This window comes from Actinoplanes italicus, assembly GCF_003001815.1.
Lineage (GTDB): Bacteria > Actinomycetota > Actinomycetes > Mycobacteriales > Micromonosporaceae > Actinoplanes > Actinoplanes italicus.
The window spans coordinates 87,949-103,783 of the sequence record NZ_PVMZ01000022.1 but is presented as its reverse complement, the minus strand read 5'-3'; the positions used below and the strand labels follow the sequence as shown (position 1 = coordinate 103,783).

The following is a 15,835-nucleotide window of genomic DNA, read 5'->3' as shown; positions in this document are numbered from 1 at the left end:
GGCGGCAGGGCGGCGCGCGCCGGCCCTGCCCTACAGAGCTCTGAGCATTGGTTTCAGGTAATGATTGCCTGAGGATCGGAGAACATCTATCTTCATACGTGTGATGTTTCCTGCCTGTCAAGCATCGCCCTTTGCCGGGCTGTCGAGCACCACGACGCGCTGGCGCAAGAGGGACCGACGATGACTACTCCTGGTGATGTCGGGTCGCTGCTCGACCTCCGGGCCGTCACCAAGTCGTTCCTCGGCGTGCGCGTCCTCGACCGCGTGGATCTCGACGTGGCCCCCGGCGAGGTCCACGCCGTCGTCGGCGAGAACGGCGCGGGCAAGTCGACACTCATGAAGATCATCTCGGGTGGGTACGCACCGGACGAGGGCACTGTCGTGTTCGCCGGTGAGGCACGCCGGTTCCGCGGACCGCGCGACGCCGGCCGTGCCGGAATCGGGATCATCCACCAGGAGCTCGCTCTGCTGCCGGACCGCACGGTCGCGGAGAACATCCACCTGGGCCACGAACCGGTCCGCCGGGGCCTGGTCGACCGGCGCGAGATGCGCGCCCGTACCTCGGCGTTGTTCGCCTCGATGGGCGCGGGACCCGTCCCGGCGGACGCCCTGGTCGGTGATCTCGGCGTGGCCCAGCGCCAGCTGGTCGAGATTGCCAAGGCACTCGCCCTCGACGCCCGGCTGCTCATCATGGACGAGCCCACGGCGGCGCTCGCCGACCACGAGGCCGAACTGCTCCATGCCCTCGTGCGGCGCCTGCGGAGTCAGGGGATCGGGCTGCTCTACGTCTCGCACCGCCTGGCCGAGGTTTTCGCCCTGTCGGACCGCATCACGGTCCTGAAGGACGGCCGGCGGGTGACGACGGTGCCGACCGCGCAGACCACCACGAATCAGCTGGTACGACACATGGTCGGCCGCGACCTGTCCGGCTACTACCCCGGCCGCGCCGACCCCGGGGATCTCGGGCCGGTCCGGCTCACCGTCCAAGGCGGTGGCAACGCCAAACTGCGCGGCATCGACCTGCGGCTACGGGCCGGTGAGGTCGTCGGCGTCGGCGGACTGCAAGGCTCCGGGCGCTCCGCGCTCGCCCGGGCCCTCTTCGGCGTCACCCCGTTCACCAGCGGGGTGGTCGAACTGGAGAACAGGCCGATCCGAGTGGCCTCGCCACGCGCCGCCATGCGGGCCGGCATCGCCTACGTCAGCGAGGACCGCAAGGGCGAGGGCATCACCGCCCGTCAGTCGGTGCTCGACAACGCGCTGCTCGCCGGCCGGGCCCTCGGCGGCGCGTGGACCGGCCGCGCGGCCCGGGTCACCCGGATGCGCGGACTGCTCGACGCGGTGGACGTGCGCAGCGCCGGGACGGACCAGGAGATCCGCTTCCTGTCCGGCGGCAACCAGCAGAAGGTCGTGCTCGCCCGCTGGCTCGCCCTCGGCCCGCGCGTCATCCTTTTCGACGAACCGACCCGCGGGATCGACGTGGGTGCCAAAGCAGCCGTCTACGACGTCGTACGCCGTCTCGCCCGCGACGGGGCCGCGGTCCTGATGATCTCGTCCGACCTTCCGGAACTGCTCGGCATGAGCGACCGGATCATCGTCATGCGCGAAGGCCGCATCGCCGGTCAGGTGCCCGCCGGAGCGAGCGAGGCGGACGTCGTCGCCCTGGCGATGGGCGCGGTGGCGGCAACGTGAGTGCCCTGTCCTTCCGCGCGGCCCGGCGTACCGTCCCCGGCGTCTACCTCGCCCTGGTGCTCACTCTCGCGATCGGGTGGCTCGTCGTCGTGCTCAGCGGCGGAACTCTGTTCACTCAGGCGACGGTCGTCAGCCTGCTGCACGTCGCCGCCGGCCTCGGACTCGTCGCCGTCGGCCAGACCCTCGTGATCATCGGCGGCTCCCTCGACCTGTCGGTGGCATACGTGGTCAGCCTCAGCACCCTCGTCGCCGCCGAGGCGATGAACGGCAGCGACACGGCCCTGCTTCCGGGCGTCCTGCTGGCACTGGCGGTCAGCGCCGGCATCGGGCTGCTCAACGGCCTGCTGATCGCGCGGACCCGGATCGACGCCTTCATCGCCACCCTCGGCGTCGGACTGCTCCTCAAGGGCTACCTGGACAGCGGCTACGACGGACCCGCCGGAGCCACCTCACCCGCGCTGGTGCAGGCCCTCGGCTACCAGCGCATCGGGCCGGTGCCGATGTCGTTCCTGCTCCTGGCAGCGGTCGCGGCGGGGGCCTGGCTGACACTGAGGCGCACCCGTTTCGGCCACCACCTGCTCGCCGTCGGCGGTGACCCGGAGGTCGCGCGGCTGTCCGGTGTCCGCAACGACCGCGTCCTCGTCGCCGCACACGTCCTGTGCTCGCTGTGCGCCGGCCTCGCCGGCGTCTACCTGGCCGCACGGCTCGGCTCCGGCGCGCCCCGGGTGGGCACCGAGGGCATCTACGACCTGGAGTCCATCGCCGCCGTGGTGATCGGTGGCACCGCGCTCGCCGGTGGACGCGGCGGCGTCGCCGGCACGGTCGGCGGCGTCCTTCTGCTCGCCGGCCTCGACGCCGTCTTCAACCAGCTCCAGCTCGACGCGTTCGCCAAGCAGGTGGTCCGGGGCGTGGTGATCATCGGCGCGGTCGCCGTCTACGCACGCCGCGTCATAGGCAAGGGCAGGTCCTGATGCAGGACACGCTGCCCCGGCGCGCGCTGCCGGTCCGTGCCGGAGGTCCTCTGCCGATCCTCGCGATCCTCGGGGTGCTGCTGGTCCTCGTCGCGATCCGGCAACCCGACTTCCTAGCCCCGGCCTCGCTGATGTCGTTTCTCGGCCGCTCGGCACCGATCATCCTGCTCGCCGCCGGTCAGTACTTCGTCATCGTCTCCGGCGAGTTCGACCTGTCGGTCGGGTCCCTGGTCACCGCCGAGGTGGTGATCGCCGCCCGGCTCATCGACGGCGATCCGGACCGTACCTGGCCCGTCATGGCCCTCGTGCTCGTCTCCGCCGCGTTCGTGGGACTGGTCAACGGCCTGATCACGTCGTGGCTGCGGGTGCCGTCGTTCATCACCACCCTCGGCATGCTGCTGATCCTGGTCGGAGCCGTCTACCTCTGGTCCGACGGTTCCCCGAAGGGCGAGCTCTCGGAACAGTTCCGGCGGTTCGGGCGACGTGCCGTCGAGGACGTCCCGGTACTGGGCCGGGTGCCGTACGCGTTGCTGATCGTGCTCCTGCTGGCCGTGCTCGCCACCGTGCTGATGCGATCGGACTTCGGGCGCATCCTGGTCGCCGTCGGTGACAACCCGCGTGCCGCCGAACTCAGCGGGGTGCGCGTCGGGCGAACCCGCACGATCGCGTTCGTCCTGAGCGGATGCGCGGCCGGCGTGGCAGCGATCCTGCTCGGCGGCTACAGCGGTGTGTCGTTCCAGGCCGGCAGTGGCCTGGAGTTCTCCGCCATCACCGCGGTGGTCCTCGGCGGTGTCGCCCTGGGCGGCGGGCGCGGATCCGTCGCCGGCGCGATGCTCGGCGCCCTGACGCTCGAGCTGCTGTTCGCCCTCATGAACTTCTTCGGTGTCTCCGGGACGGTCCGACCCGCCGTCCAGGGCGCCATCATCCTGCTCGCCGTTGCCGTCTCGGCAGCGCGCTCACCGTCCAGATAGGGGAACATCGTGCGCCGTCGCATGGCATCGCTGGCCGCTGTCATCGTGCTGTCCCTCGCGGGCTGCTCCACCGACGAACCGGTCACCGGACCCTCCGGCGGCCCGCCCTCCACCGGCGCGGGCACCGGGGAGCAGTCGAAGTTCTTCGTGTCCGCCGACTACGAGGCCGAGCTCGCGATGCTCGGCGCCACCGCGACCGGCCCGGCCGGCAAGCCATGGGAGCAGGTGCTCAACCCCACCATGGTGGACACCGCCTCCTTCAAGAAGGCCGGCCCGCACAAGATCTGCTTCTCGAACGCCGCGCTCAACAACCCGTGGCGTCAGGTGGGATTCAAGACCATGCAGGCCGAGGTCGAGACGCACCGCGACAAGATCGCGGAGTTCGTGCACGTCGACGCCGAAGGCAAGGACCAGAAGCAGATCGCCGACATCAACGACCTGCTCGGCAAGGACTGCGACGCCCTCATCGTCTCGCCCAACACCACCGCGACGCTGACCCCGGCCGTCGAGGCGGCATGCCGCACCGGAGTCCCCGTCATCGTCTTCGACCGCGGCGTCGACACGACGTGCCCGGTGACCTACATCAACCCGATCGGCGGGTACGGATTCGGCCATGTCGGCGCGGAGTTCGTCGCCCAGAAGATGAAGCCCGGTGGCAAGGTGCTCGCCCTGCGGATCCTGCCGGGAGTCGACGTGCTGGAGACACGCTGGTCGGCGGCGAAGCTGGTCTTCGACCGCGCGAAGGTCGACGTCGTGGGCGTCGAGTTCACCGACGGCGACCCGGCGAAGACGAAGAAGATCGTCGACGATTACCTTCAGCGGTACGGGACGATCGACGGGATCTGGATGGACGCCGGCGCCGTCGCGGTCGCGGCGGTCGAAGCATTCCAGGACGCGGGCAAGCCCGTACCCCCGATCAACGGTGAGGACCAGCTCGACTTCCTGCGCATGTGGAAGGACCAGAAGCTCACGGCCATCGCACCGACCTACCCGACCTATCAGTGGCGTACACCGATCATCGCCGCACTGCGAATCCTGGACGGTGAGCAGGTCTCCAACCCCTGGAAACTGCCGCAGCCGACGATCACCGAGCAGAACCTCGACGAATACCTCGACCCGGACATGCCCCCGCTGCACTACGCGATGTGCGGCTGCACCGGCCTGCCCGGCTATCCGCAGCGCTGGAAGTGACCGGCGTGCGCGCCGTCGGAGTCAACCCCTGGGTGTGGGCGTCCCCGATCGACGACCAGGCCCTGGCGGAACTGATCCCACAGATCGCCGCGTTCGGCTTCGACGCGGTCGAGCTGCCCATCGAGCAACCCGGTGACTGGGACCCGGCCCGCACCCGTGACCTGCTGGCGGCACACGGCCTCACCGCGGCCGCCGTCTGCGCGGTCACGCCACCCGGCCGGGACCTCGTCAGCACCACCCCGGCCGTCACCGGCGCGACCGTCGCCTACCTGAAGGGCTGCGTCGACAGCGCGGCGGCGGTCGGCGCGCCCTGTGTCGGCGGGCCGGTGTACGCGTCGGTGGGCCGGACCTGGCGGATGACGGAGGCGGCCCGCACGGCGTGCTACGCGGACTTCCGCCAGGCGATCACGCCGGTCGCCGACCACGCCGGCGAACGCGGGGTATCGATCGGCGTGGAGCCGCTCAACCGCTACGAGACGAGCGTCGTCAACACCGTGGGGCAGACCCTCGAGATGATCGCGGGACTGCCGTCCACGATCGGCCTCATGATCGACACCTATCACCTCAACATCGAGGAGGCCGACCCGTACGCCGCTCTCGCCGCGGCCGGGCCACACATCAAGCACGTCCAGGTCAGCGGCACCGACCGCGGCACCCCCGGAGCCGACCACTTCGACTGGCCCCGCTTCTTCTCCGTCCTCGACGGCACCGGTTACGGCGGCGGGGTCTGCATCGAATCCTTCACCAGCGCGAACGAGACGATCGCGACCGCCGCGTCCATCTGGCGTCCGCTGGCCCCCTCCCAGGACCGCCTGGCACTCGACGGACTGAACCACCTACGACGGTTCCTGCGGAGCCCTTGAGCGGCGTTGTCCCGATCCTCGGCCGCCACGCCGGGAGCGCGACCAGCGGGCCCGCCCGGTCGCGCGTACCCTGGCCACCATCATTTGCCGGTGAGCAACGAATGGGTGGCGACAGGATGACGTCGGTATCAGGCCAGCAGCATGCCGCCGATGACATGCGAACCCTGTTCGGCCAGTCCACCGTCGTCTTCGCCCAGCTCACTGGCGCGGAGCACGTGGTGGAGACGGCGAACCCGGCGTTCGTCGCCGCCATCGGCGCCGCTGAGCACGCCGGCACCGGGATCCCGCTGGCCGAAATGGCCGACCAGCGACTTCTCGACCTGATCGGCCAGGTCTTCCGTACCGGCGATCCGTACACCGACCGCGACGTGCGAGCGCTGCTGGGCGATGGTCCCCACGCGCGTGAGGCGTTCTTCGACCTCACGTACGAGCCGTACCGCGACGCCGACGGCGCCGTCATCGGAGTCCGGGTGATCGGCGTCGAGACCACCCAGGTCAAACACGCCCAGCGACTGATGGCCGAACACCGGGCACTGCTCGAGCAGATCGCACGCCAGGCACCCCTGGCCGATGTGCTCGACGGGATGGCCCGCAGTATCGAGGACCTAGCCCCGGACGACGTGCTCGTGTCCGTGCTCCTCGCCGACCCCGACGGGCTGCACCTGCGTCACGGCGCCGCTCCCAGCCTGCCCGACTTCTACAACGAGGCCATCGACGGCATCGCCACCGGTGAGGGGGTCGGTTCCTGCGGCACCGCCGCGCACCGGCGCGAGCCGGTCATCGTCACCGACATCACCAGCGACCCGTTCTGGCGCGACTTCCGCGACCTGGCCGGACGCGCCGATCTGGCCGCCTGCTGGTCCACACCGATCCTGGCCCGCGACGGCGCGCTGCTCGGCACCTTCGCCATGTACCACCGCACCCCGCGAGTCCCGCAGGACACCGACCTGGCCCTCGCTCACCTCTTCGCCGGCACCGCCGCCCTGGCCATCGAACGCCACCACATCGAGCAGGCGCAGCAGGCCGCCGAAGCCCGTGCCCAGGCCGCCAACGACGAACTGGCCAAGACAGTCCGCTCCGAACAGACACTGCGCGCCGCCGCCGAGGAACGCGCGACCGCCGCCGCCGAGCTCACCGCGCAGATGCACGCCGCCGCGGCCGTGCAGGCCGCCGCACCGCACCCCGAACACTGCCAGCTCGGCGGCGCCTCCGGATGCACCGAGCCGGCCGAGCTCAAGGTCGCCGACTCATGGGGCGACGCGGCCTGGGGCTGCCCCGTCCACGTCGAGGAGGCCATCCTCAACGTGCGGTCGGTCTTCATCGCCAGCGAGGAACTCGGCGGCCTCACCGCCTACCTCAACCGCTGACCTCGCCGGGTGGCTGCTGCTTGCGGAGACGCTCCTGCCGCAGCCCCGGATTCCACAGGCCGTCCTCGTCCTCGTCGGGGCGAACGGGCTGCGGTGGCGGCTTCGAGGGCAGGGGCGGCAGCGGCTGCTCCACGGGCGGCGCCGGCCGGCGGGCGAAGCCCAGCAGAAGCGCCACGATGTTGCCGAACAGCCCGATCGTGACAGCGGCTCCGATCCGGCGGCTGCGGCACTCGGCGGCGACCCAGTCCGGGACCTCGCCCGGATCGAGCCAGTAGTAGCGCGCATCGTCGGAGAGCACGTAGCTGATCGGAGGAGAGCACTCATACGTGGTGTTCGACGAGGAGGACCCTTCGATCGTCGGCCCGTCGAGGGCGAGCAGCGCGCTCCAGGCTGCCAGGAGCACCGCGATGACGCGACAGATCACGGTTCGGCGGTGAGCCTTCGTCACCAACAGCACGATAGCGGGAGCCGGCACCCGTCGCGGTCCCGTCTCGCCGCGTACGGTCAGCGCGGGACCACCGGCGCCATGTCAGGCGTTCGCGTGGTGTCGGCGATGAGCATCAGGCGGCCACAATGGGCAGTCATGAGGGCCACGATCCGCTGGATACTCACCGCGATGCTGGCGCTGAGTGCCTCCGGCGTCGCATGGATGTTCCTGGGCGACCCGGCACGCGACGGCCTGATCGGCAACGCCAACGTGCTCGACGCGCTCATGGGCGTGGCCGCATTGATCGCCGCCGTTCTGCTCGGCTTGCCGGCGCTCCGGCGGGATCGGTCGTCGATGACCGCGGAGCAGGCGAGATCGGCGACCGAGCGACTGGCCTCCGAGGTACTGCGCTTCTGGGTCGCTGAGGCGAAGACCCGCGGGATCATCACACCGATCCCGGCCGCGGTGCGGTGGCGGTGGGCCAGGACCGCGGTCGCCGCACCCGCTTCCGACATGCAGTGCGACGTCCTGACCAGCGGAGTCGTGACCAGTCTGCGGACGGAACTCTACGAACGACTCCAGCCGCCGGCCCGGTTGGTCGTCATCGGAGGACCGGGTTCCGGCAAGACGACCGCCATGATGCTCCTGCTGATCGACATCCTGCGTAACCGGACCGCGGACTCCGAGGAACCGGTGCCGGTCTGGCTCACGCTGGGAAGCTGGAACCCGGAGACCACGCCGCTCCTGGACTGGGCCGCCGACATTCTCGCCCGGGACTACCTCGGGCTGCGGCCCCATGACCGAACCGGGCGGGAACTCGGTGAGCAACTGCTGCGGAGCCGGAAGGTGGCCCTCTTCCTCGACGGACTCGACGAGATGCCGGACAGCCTTCGCATCGCCGCGCTGTCGGCGCTCGACCAGGACGCCGCAACCCTGCACGTGGTGCTGACCTGCCGCTCCCGGGAGTACGAGACCGCGGTCAAGGCCACCCGCCTATGGAGCACCGCGGTGATCGAGTTGCTGCCGGTCGAACTCGATCAAGCGGCCGCCTTCCTCCTCGCCGAACAGATCGGCGCGCGCCGCGTCGCCTGGGAGCAGGTCACCCAGCACATGTCGGCTGACCCGGACAGCGTCGTCGCCCGCACGCTGACCTCACCGCTGGCACTGAGCCTCGCCCGGCACGCTTATGCCCAATCGGATCCGTCCAGGATGCTCGACGAGGCCTCCTACCGGGATCCCGAGTCCCTCAACCGGCATCTGCTGATGCGGACTCTGAACCTGGCCTATCCGGACCGGCGCGAACGGGAACACGCGGTCTACTGGCTCGGATGGCTGGCGGGCCGGATGATGACCTCCCGGGAGTTGCCGTGGTGGGACATCCCTCGCTGGCGGACCCAGCGCCGGTTGCCGCTCGCAGCTCCGGGCGTCTGGCTGCTCGCCGTCCTCGGTCTCTGCGGCTGGGCGGTCGGTCACCGCGCCGGAATCGGCTGGCTGAGCACCAGCGCCGTCGTTCTGCTCGGCCCCGCATTCGTGCTCACGCTGTGGGACCTCGCGTTCCGGATCTCCTGTGACCGGCCGCCGCTGCGTCTTGTGGTGCGATGGCCCCGCAGGTTGTGGCTCGTCGGTGTTCCGCTGGCCCTGGTGTCGGTGCCCGAGCTGACCGCCTTCGACTTCCGGGGTGCCGAACAGGCCGCTCCTACGGCGCTGCTGCTGCTCGCCTTCCTGCTGCCGACTGTCCTGGTCTTCGCCTGGACCGCACCGCTCGCCGCAGCCGGGGTGGCGACTCCGTGGCAGGCGTACACCGCGGACCGGCGCCGGACACTGATCGTCGGACCGGCCTCCGCCGCCACGACCGGTGCGATCGTGTGTTTCGCCTGGTACCGAGCCACCGGCTCCCCGCTTCTCGGTGAAGCGTCGGTGCTGGCACTCGGCACTGGACTGTGCACCGGTCTGATCCTGTCGGCAGGCGCGACCCTCGGACTGTGGTTCGTTCAGAGCGTCATCCGTCTTCGGGGCCGCAGCGTCTCCTTCATGCGACTGCTGCGTACGGCTGCGGAGCGCCAGGTGCTTCGGCAGGCAGGTTCGGTGTACCAGTTCCGTCATGCGGAGCTTCAGGATCTGCTCGCCCGGGTGGAAGCCGGCACGATCGTCGAGGACGAAGGAACACCGGATGGTGACCGCCGGCTACCCGAGCCGGAACCACGGCCGCAGGTCAAACCTGACCGGCACATCATTGCCACCACCTGGACGGAACCGGACGTCCACGAGGGCCTGGCCTCCGGCTGGATCTACCGGCCCGAGACCGGCTCGACCAGCCGAGAGCCGTTCCGGCCGAACGGCTAGCGCACTGCACTACCACTGGGCGCCGGGACCGCCGCGCTGCTGCCGTCCGGGCGCAAGCGCTCGACCAGGATCGTGTTCACCCGGGCGGCGATCCGGATGTCGTACTTGGCGGGGGCGGTACGCCAGCCGGTCTCCCGCAGGGTCGCACCGTTCGCGACGTCGCGCCGCGTCGTGCCGCCGATCGTCGCCAGAGCGGCGCCCTTCGCCACACGGATCCGGACCAGGGCGCCCACCTCCGTGCGAACCGTCAGGTCACCGACCGGCCCGGTGATCGTCAGCGGGGCGGAGCCCTTCGGCTTGGCCAGCTGCAGCACGCCGCGCGACACCGCCGAGACCGACTCGATCGTCGCGAGACCACCGGCTCGCGCGTCAACGTCGAGGTCGGTGGCACCACCGGTGAGCTTCACCGTCCACGACGCCGCCGAGTTGAGCACCACCTCGGCGCCCGGCGTCACGACCGCCTCCGGCGACAGGGTGAGCACTGAACCGCCACCGGCCTCGGCGACCCGAGGAGGGATACCCGGATCGAAACCCGTGATGCTGTACGACGACTCGCCCAACGGCGCCGTGCGGATGCGCAGCGTCGTCACCGCGCCGGTGATCTCCAGTCGCCGCTGTCCGGGCGCGCCGAGCGGGGCGGTCAGCGGAACCGGCGACACCACCGACGGCGCTGCGACGCTGGGGGCGGCCGCCACCGGCCGTGACTTGCCGGCCCGGTAGGCCTCGGTCTGACCCAGCACCACGCCGACGGTCAACGACACCAGCATGGCCGTGAACATCAACAGCCGCCACGGCCTGCGCACCTGCTCATAGACCAGCACCACCCGACCGGCATCGCTCGACGGCGGCCGCCGGACGGGCTCGCCGCCGACGGCCGGTGAACCGCCCCGCAACCTGGCTATGGTCTTCCTGCCGACCAGCCGGGACCCGCGCGCCGGGGTTGCCTCGGCCCACCGCCCGGCCACGGGTTGCTCACCGGCCGGACCGCCGCCGGTCGTGCCTGGCCGGGCCTCGGAGCCGTCCGACGGCAGGAAGCGAAGTTCGACGTGCGGGCGTCGTTGATCCGAGAGCTGTTCGCCCCGCTGTTCTGCCATCGCGCCTCCGCCCGCCTGAATGCAATCTTCAGCGTCACGGAGTACGGATGACAAGCTCGTCCCGGATCGACGAAGATCGAGTAATTCAACATCAATACGGGACGGTGAAGTAGAACCGCGGCGCCGTGGCAACCTGGTGGACGGAACCAGCGAACAGGACCAGGCTGATCACCAGCTCGGCGACCATCGGTCAGCGGCCGAACAGTCGCCAGGTCTGGTTGAGCGGGCTGCTCTGGGTCACCGGGTTGCAGGTCCACTGATGGATGACCGCTCGCGCGGCGGTGGAGACGGCGCTGACGTCGACGCACTTGCCGCTGTGCCGGGCGACGAGCTGATAGTCGTGGCCGTCGTTGCCGGCGTAGGTGACCTTGCGGAGCGTGAACTGCTGGTTCGTGGCGCCGCCGGTGCACGTCCACTGCTGAACGGCCACGCCGTCGGCCGTGGCGCCGGCGTTGACGTCGAGACACTTCCCGGACTGCTGGTTGACGACCGTGTAGGTGCCGGCGACCCCGGCGACCGGCCGGAAGTTCCAGAGCTGCTGGTCACCGCCCTCGCAGTGGAACTGCTGCTGCCGGTTGCCGTCGGCGCTGCTCAGACCGGTGTTGTCCAGGCACTGACGGCTGTGCTGCGCGACAGCGACGGACTGGAAACTCGCGTCGGACGGCGGCAGCAGGGTGACGGTGAACGTGTCGTCGGCGTTGCCGTGGGCGAGGTTGACGGTGGTGGCGTTCCCGGACAGGGTCACCGTCGTGTCGGACACGGTGATCGGCCCGGCGACGGCAGCGCCGCCGTCGTGGGGGATGCGCTGGACCCGTACCCGCACCTGGTTGTTAACCACGATGCCGGTGGTGGCGTCGACCCGGTTGAGGCGCACGGCGATGTTGCCGGTGGTGCCGCCCCCGCCGACGAGGATCTTCGCGCTGCCGGCGGTCCTGGTGGCGAACGCGTCGTACGCGGCGCTGGGCGTCGTGGAGACGATGCTGCCGGTCTGCCCCGCGTAGTAGCGGTAGACCCACCACTCACCCTTCGGCAGATGCTGACCGGCCGCGTTGCGTACCAGAAGATTGCCCAGGTCGTTGTGCAGGTTGCCGGCGGAGGCCCAGTTCGCCCGCAACCCGTCCGCGCCCGCGCGTTCGAGACGGGCGATGTACCAGGAGCCGTCCCCGGGATTCTGCTCGTGCGGGGCGCCGTACTCATTTATCTGGTACGGGCGGGGGTGTGCGATGCCACGAGAGCCCAGCGACGCGTTGGCGCTGGCGACGTCGGCGACCGGGTCGCCGGGCAGCGAGTGCCAGCTGAAGATGTCCGGGACCACGTTGTTCGCGCGGACGTGGTCCAGGAATTGCGTCCACCAGCCGGCCGAGGTCTGCGGGACACCGGCGTGACTCGGGCCGACGATCAACGTGCCGGGCATCTCGGCGCGCAGGCGCTGGTGGGTGCGCCGCCACAGTTCGAAGTACTGCGCCTGCGAGCGGTTCCAGAAGATGGAGAGGTTCGGTTCGTTCCAGATGTCCCACTGCACCGGTACGCCGGTCGCCTTCACGTCGGCGATGAGCCGGGTCAGGAAGTTGTCGTAGTCGGTCCAGTCCCCGTTGTCGCCGGGGAAGCGGGCGATGCCGGCGCCGTCGGCGCCCCACAGGTCGTGGGGGAGCAGGATGAACGTGCCGCCGAGGGCCCGGGTCCGCAGCATCTGGGCGCGGGTGGAGTTCCAGCGGCGATCGTAGGTGCCGTTGGCCCACCCACCGGGGCTGCCCAGCTGGGCGCCACCGGCGCGCATGCCCCGGAACCTGACGTCGGTGAAGAAGTGGTCGGCGGGCCCGGCACCGTTCTCGGTCATGCCGTAGATCCAGGCTGACGCCCGGTGGGTGGGGGCGCCGCCGGCGATCGAGAAGTCGACGCTGATGGCTTCGTCGGCTGCCCGGGCGGGGCTGGGAAGGGTCAGCAGGAGGGCGCCGGAGAGCAGTCCGGCGGCGACGCGGCGTACGGGCATGGGGAATCTCCTGTCCTGGGGGGAACGCACGGAGAAAGCGGGGATTCAGCGCGGTACGGGCCCGGTGCTGGCGCGCAGCGAGATGGGCGGGGTGAGCAGCAGGTGGCGCACGGGCGCGTCGGGTGCGGCGATGCGCTCGAGGAGCAGGTCCACGGCGCTCGCGCCCATCTCCACGGTCGGGACGTCGGCGGCGGTGAGCTGTGGCCGGAAGTCCTCGGCCCAGTGGCGGGCGGCGACTCCGGCGAGGGAGAGGTCGCGGGGCACGACCAGGCCGGCGCGTTCGATGCCGCGCTGGATGCCCGGAAGGGCGGCCTCGTTGACGGTGACGACGGCGGTGACGTCGGGATGCCGGTCGCGGAGCTGCTCGAAGCAGGTCTCCCCGGCTGCGGGCTCGTCGGCGCAGGTGAGCCCGACTCCGGCGAGGCCGCGCTGCGCGACGGCGTCGGTGAAGCCGGTGATCGCCCGGTGTGCGGGACCGTAGCCGGTGGCGAGCAGCTCGGCGGATCGGTTGACCAGGGCGAGGCTGCGGTGCCCGAGGTCGGCCAGGTGGTGCACGCAGCGGGCGATGAGGGTGGTGTAGTCGACGTCGACCCAGCAGGTGCCGTGCGGGTTCGCGGTGTGCCCGATGGTGACGAAGGGCAGGCCGCTGTCCTGCAGGCGGGCGACGCGTTCGTCCTCGAGACGAATCTCCATCAGGATCACGCCGTCGACGCGGCTGCCGGTGAGGATCCTCTCGAAGGATCGGTCGTGGTCGCCGCCGGACGGTGACAGCAGGACGTCGAGGTCGGCGCGGGCGGCTGCCTCGACGACGCTGGCTACGAAGCCGAGCTGCATGTCGGTCAGGCGCTGACCCGCCGGTGGGATGACCAGCCCGAGGGTACGGGTGCGGCCCTCCTTGAGAGCGCGGGCGGCGGCGTTGGGGCGGTAGCCGATCTCGTCGATCACGGCCTGGATCCGTCGCCGGGTCTCGGCGGTGACCGGCCGTTTGCCGCTGAGCGCATACGACACGGTGCTGCGCGACACCCCGGCGCGCCGTGCGATCTCGCCGATGTTCATCAGCACCCTCCGGGTCATCGAACCGATTCGCAGGAGGACCGTAGGCAGTGATGGTTGGCAATGTCAATGAGCGCGTATCATCGTGCGAAACGTATCGTCGAATCGATTCGCTCGTTGAAGGCAGGACGCCCCCACGATGACCGTCGCGCCCTTCTCCGTCCAGGAGATCCCGTTCAGCTACCGCGGATCCTGGTTCGACATCTCCCCGGTGATCGCCGAGAAGACCAGCGCGCCGGATCTGCACCTGGTGTCCCACCAGACCGGCATGCACCCGGTTCTTCGCTTCGAAGCCCGGCACGATGACGTCCGCGCCGAACCGGTCGTCGTCGCGACCCCGTCCCTGCTGTCCTGGCGACACGAAGGCGGCACGATCGACCTCGCCTACCAGACCCCCGACACCATCCGGCTGCGAGGAACCGGCCTCGGTCTGCGGATCACCGCGGCGGCCGGCGCCCTCACCCCGTTCGGCGGTACCTACCTCTACCGCGACCCGGCCGACGGCGCCCACGTCTTCACCTCCTACGAGACCGGCCGCCGCTACCGGATCACCGTCCTCAGCGGCGGCCCGCTCACCGCCCACGGCATCGAAGGCCTCGGCACGGGCGAGCGCCACCTCGACCTACCCGGCGGATCCGGGTGGGAGATCGCCATCGAGGAGTACGCGACCGCTCGCGCCCCCTACACCGCCGGCATCCCGTTCGAGCAGGTCGCGGCGGATGCCGGGACAGCGTTCGGTGCCTTCCTCGACGCGATCGCGCCGTGGCGCAGCACACGGACACCGGCCGCCGGGCTGGCCGCCTACGTCATCTGGTCGGCCACCGTGGCACCCGGCGGTTTCGTCACGCGTCCGGCCGTACTCATGTCCAAGCATTGGATGGACAAGGTGTGGAGCTGGGACCACTGCTTCAACGCGATCGCCGTCGCCGCCGGCGACCCCGAACTGGCCTGGCACCAGTTCATGCTCCCCTTCGACCACCAGGATCCGGCCGGAGCGCTGCCCGACTCGATCGCGCACTCCGAGATCCTCTACAACTTCGTCAAACCCCCCATCCACGGCTGGGCGTTCCACCATCTGCGGCGCCTTCTGCCGCAGCCGCTCAACCACGATCAACTGCTTTGTGCGTACGAGCGGATGGCGCACTGGACGCGGTTCTGGCTCGAGCATCGCCGGGCACCCGGTGACGAGCTGCCCTGGTACCAGCACGGCAACGACAGCGGCTGGGACAACGCCACCACCTTCGACAACGGTCGCGTCCTGCAGACCGCCGACCTCGCCGCCCACCTCGTCACCCAGCTGACCGAACTGGCCGGCCTCGCCACCGAACTCGGCCGGCCCGATGACGCCGGACACTGGGCGGCCACCACGCACGTCGTCAGGAAGGCGATGCTGGAACGCCTGTGGAGCGGTGACCGGTTCGTGGCCCGCCGACCGGCCGACGGACAGACCTTCGGCAGCACCAGTCTGCTCGACCTGATGCCCCTCACGCTCGGCGCCGAACTGCCCGCACCCATCCGGGAGCAGCTGACCGCCCGCCTGCGTACCCATCTCACCGCCAACGGCCTGGCCACCGAACCGGTCGACTCCCCGCATTACGACCCGGACGGCTATTGGCGCGGTCCGATCTGGGCGCCGTCGACCGTTCTCCTCGAGGACGGCCTGCGCCGAGGCGGCAACGACACTCTCGCCGACGAGATCAGCGAACGGTTCCGTGCCCTGTGCGAGAGGTCCGGCTTCGCCGAGAACTTCGACGCCGAAACCGGAGCCGGCCTGCGTGACCGCGCCTACACCTGGACCGCGAGCAGCTACCTCATCCTCGCCGGGGCCCACGAGAACCGCGGGTTCCGGACGCCCTCGTGACCAGGCTCGGCCGAC

General features: G+C 70.4%; 12 protein-coding genes. 8 read left to right on the top strand and 4 right to left on the bottom strand.

The features are described from left to right. The first annotated feature begins 180 nt into the window (after window positions 1-180). The 6 genes from CLV67_RS39735 (at window position 181) to CLV67_RS39710 (ending at window position 7,052) form a co-directional block, all read left to right on the top strand. Window positions 181-1,689, top strand: a complete 1,509-nt coding sequence (locus CLV67_RS39735; RefSeq protein ID WP_106328092.1) for a sugar ABC transporter ATP-binding protein — start codon at window positions 181-183, stop codon at window positions 1,687-1,689. Beyond that, entirely contained in the window at window positions 1,686-2,660 is a 975-nt protein-coding gene (locus CLV67_RS39730; RefSeq protein WP_106328090.1) for an ABC transporter permease, read from the top strand. Before CLV67_RS39735 ends, CLV67_RS39730 begins: the two co-directional genes overlap by 4 nt. Then, window positions 2,660-3,631, top strand: coding sequence for an ABC transporter permease (locus tag CLV67_RS39725; RefSeq protein WP_106328088.1), 972 nt, complete (start codon window positions 2,660-2,662; stop codon window positions 3,629-3,631). The genes CLV67_RS39730 and CLV67_RS39725 overlap by 1 nt, the downstream gene beginning before the upstream one ends. Window positions 3,632-3,640: 9 nt before the next feature. Next, complete coding sequence (locus tag CLV67_RS39720) at window positions 3,641-4,822, top strand: ABC transporter substrate-binding protein (RefSeq protein ID WP_239166111.1); 1,182 nt, start codon at window positions 3,641-3,643, stop codon at window positions 4,820-4,822. A 5-nt stretch (window positions 4,823-4,827) separates the two neighbouring features. After that, entirely contained in the window at window positions 4,828-5,685 is an 858-nt protein-coding gene (locus tag CLV67_RS39715; RefSeq protein WP_106328269.1) for a sugar phosphate isomerase/epimerase family protein, read from the top strand. Between the two features lie 116 nt (window positions 5,686-5,801). After that, the gene (locus tag CLV67_RS39710) at window positions 5,802-7,052 is read left to right on the top strand and encodes a GAF domain-containing protein (RefSeq protein WP_106328084.1); all 1,251 of its coding nucleotides are present in this window, start codon (window positions 5,802-5,804) and stop codon (window positions 7,050-7,052) included. Here CLV67_RS39710 and CLV67_RS39705 read toward each other — a convergent pair. Next, window positions 7,042-7,500 carry a hypothetical protein gene (locus CLV67_RS39705; protein WP_146169483.1) on the bottom strand — a complete coding sequence of 153 codons (459 nt, stop codon included), beginning with the start codon at window positions 7,498-7,500 and terminating at the stop codon, window positions 7,042-7,044. The genes CLV67_RS39710 and CLV67_RS39705 overlap by 11 nt on opposite strands. Before the next feature lie 135 nt (window positions 7,501-7,635). Here CLV67_RS39705 and CLV67_RS39700 point away from each other — a divergent pair, with 135 nt between their 5' ends. Further along, window positions 7,636-9,822, top strand: coding sequence for an NACHT domain-containing protein (locus CLV67_RS39700; RefSeq protein WP_170154182.1), 2,187 nt, complete (start codon window positions 7,636-7,638; stop codon window positions 9,820-9,822). Here the strand turns inward: CLV67_RS39700 and CLV67_RS39695 are convergent. From CLV67_RS39695 to CLV67_RS39685, 3 genes are all read right to left on the bottom strand, one after another. Next, the gene (locus tag CLV67_RS39695; protein ID WP_106328077.1) at window positions 9,819-10,916 is read right to left on the bottom strand and encodes a hypothetical protein; all 1,098 of its coding nucleotides are present in this window, start codon (window positions 10,914-10,916) and stop codon (window positions 9,819-9,821) included. The two genes, CLV67_RS39700 and CLV67_RS39695, sit on opposite strands and share 4 nt — an antisense overlap. Before the next feature lie 190 nt (window positions 10,917-11,106). Then, the gene (locus tag CLV67_RS39690; RefSeq protein WP_106328075.1) at window positions 11,107-12,906 is read right to left on the bottom strand and encodes an RICIN domain-containing protein; all 1,800 of its coding nucleotides are present in this window, start codon (window positions 12,904-12,906) and stop codon (window positions 11,107-11,109) included. A 45-nt stretch (window positions 12,907-12,951) separates the two neighbouring features. Further along, the gene (locus CLV67_RS39685; RefSeq protein WP_239166110.1) at window positions 12,952-13,980 is read right to left on the bottom strand and encodes a LacI family DNA-binding transcriptional regulator; all 1,029 of its coding nucleotides are present in this window, start codon (window positions 13,978-13,980) and stop codon (window positions 12,952-12,954) included. Between the two features lie 118 nt (window positions 13,981-14,098). Here CLV67_RS39685 and CLV67_RS39680 point away from each other — a divergent pair, with 118 nt between their 5' ends. Continuing rightward, the gene (locus tag CLV67_RS39680) at window positions 14,099-15,820 is read left to right on the top strand and encodes an amylo-alpha-1,6-glucosidase (RefSeq protein ID WP_106328073.1); all 1,722 of its coding nucleotides are present in this window, start codon (window positions 14,099-14,101) and stop codon (window positions 15,818-15,820) included. Window positions 15,821-15,835: the final 15 nt, after the last annotated feature.

Excerpts from the sequence above, each read along its gene's own strand:
- CLV67_RS39735 (WP_106328092.1), top strand. The coding sequence starts at position 181 with ATGACTACTCCTGGTGATGTCGGGTCGCTGCTCGACCTCCGGGCCGTC.
- CLV67_RS39725 (WP_106328088.1), top strand. The coding sequence starts at position 2,660 with ATGCAGGACACGCTGCCCCGGCGCGCGCTGCCGGTCCGTGCCGGAGGT.
- CLV67_RS39710 (WP_106328084.1), top strand. The coding sequence starts at position 5,802 with ATGACGTCGGTATCAGGCCAGCAGCATGCCGCCGATGACATGCGAACC.
- CLV67_RS39700 (WP_170154182.1), top strand. The coding sequence starts at position 7,636 with ATGAGGGCCACGATCCGCTGGATACTCACCGCGATGCTGGCGCTGAGT.
- CLV67_RS39695 (WP_106328077.1), bottom strand. The coding sequence starts at position 10,916 with ATGGCAGAACAGCGGGGCGAACAGCTCTCGGATCAACGACGCCCGCAC.
- CLV67_RS39690 (WP_106328075.1), bottom strand. The coding sequence starts at position 12,906 with ATGCCCGTACGCCGCGTCGCCGCCGGACTGCTCTCCGGCGCCCTCCTG.
- CLV67_RS39685 (WP_239166110.1), bottom strand. The coding sequence starts at position 13,980 with ATGACCCGGAGGGTGCTGATGAACATCGGCGAGATCGCACGGCGCGCC.
- CLV67_RS39680 (WP_106328073.1), top strand. The coding sequence starts at position 14,099 with ATGACCGTCGCGCCCTTCTCCGTCCAGGAGATCCCGTTCAGCTACCGC.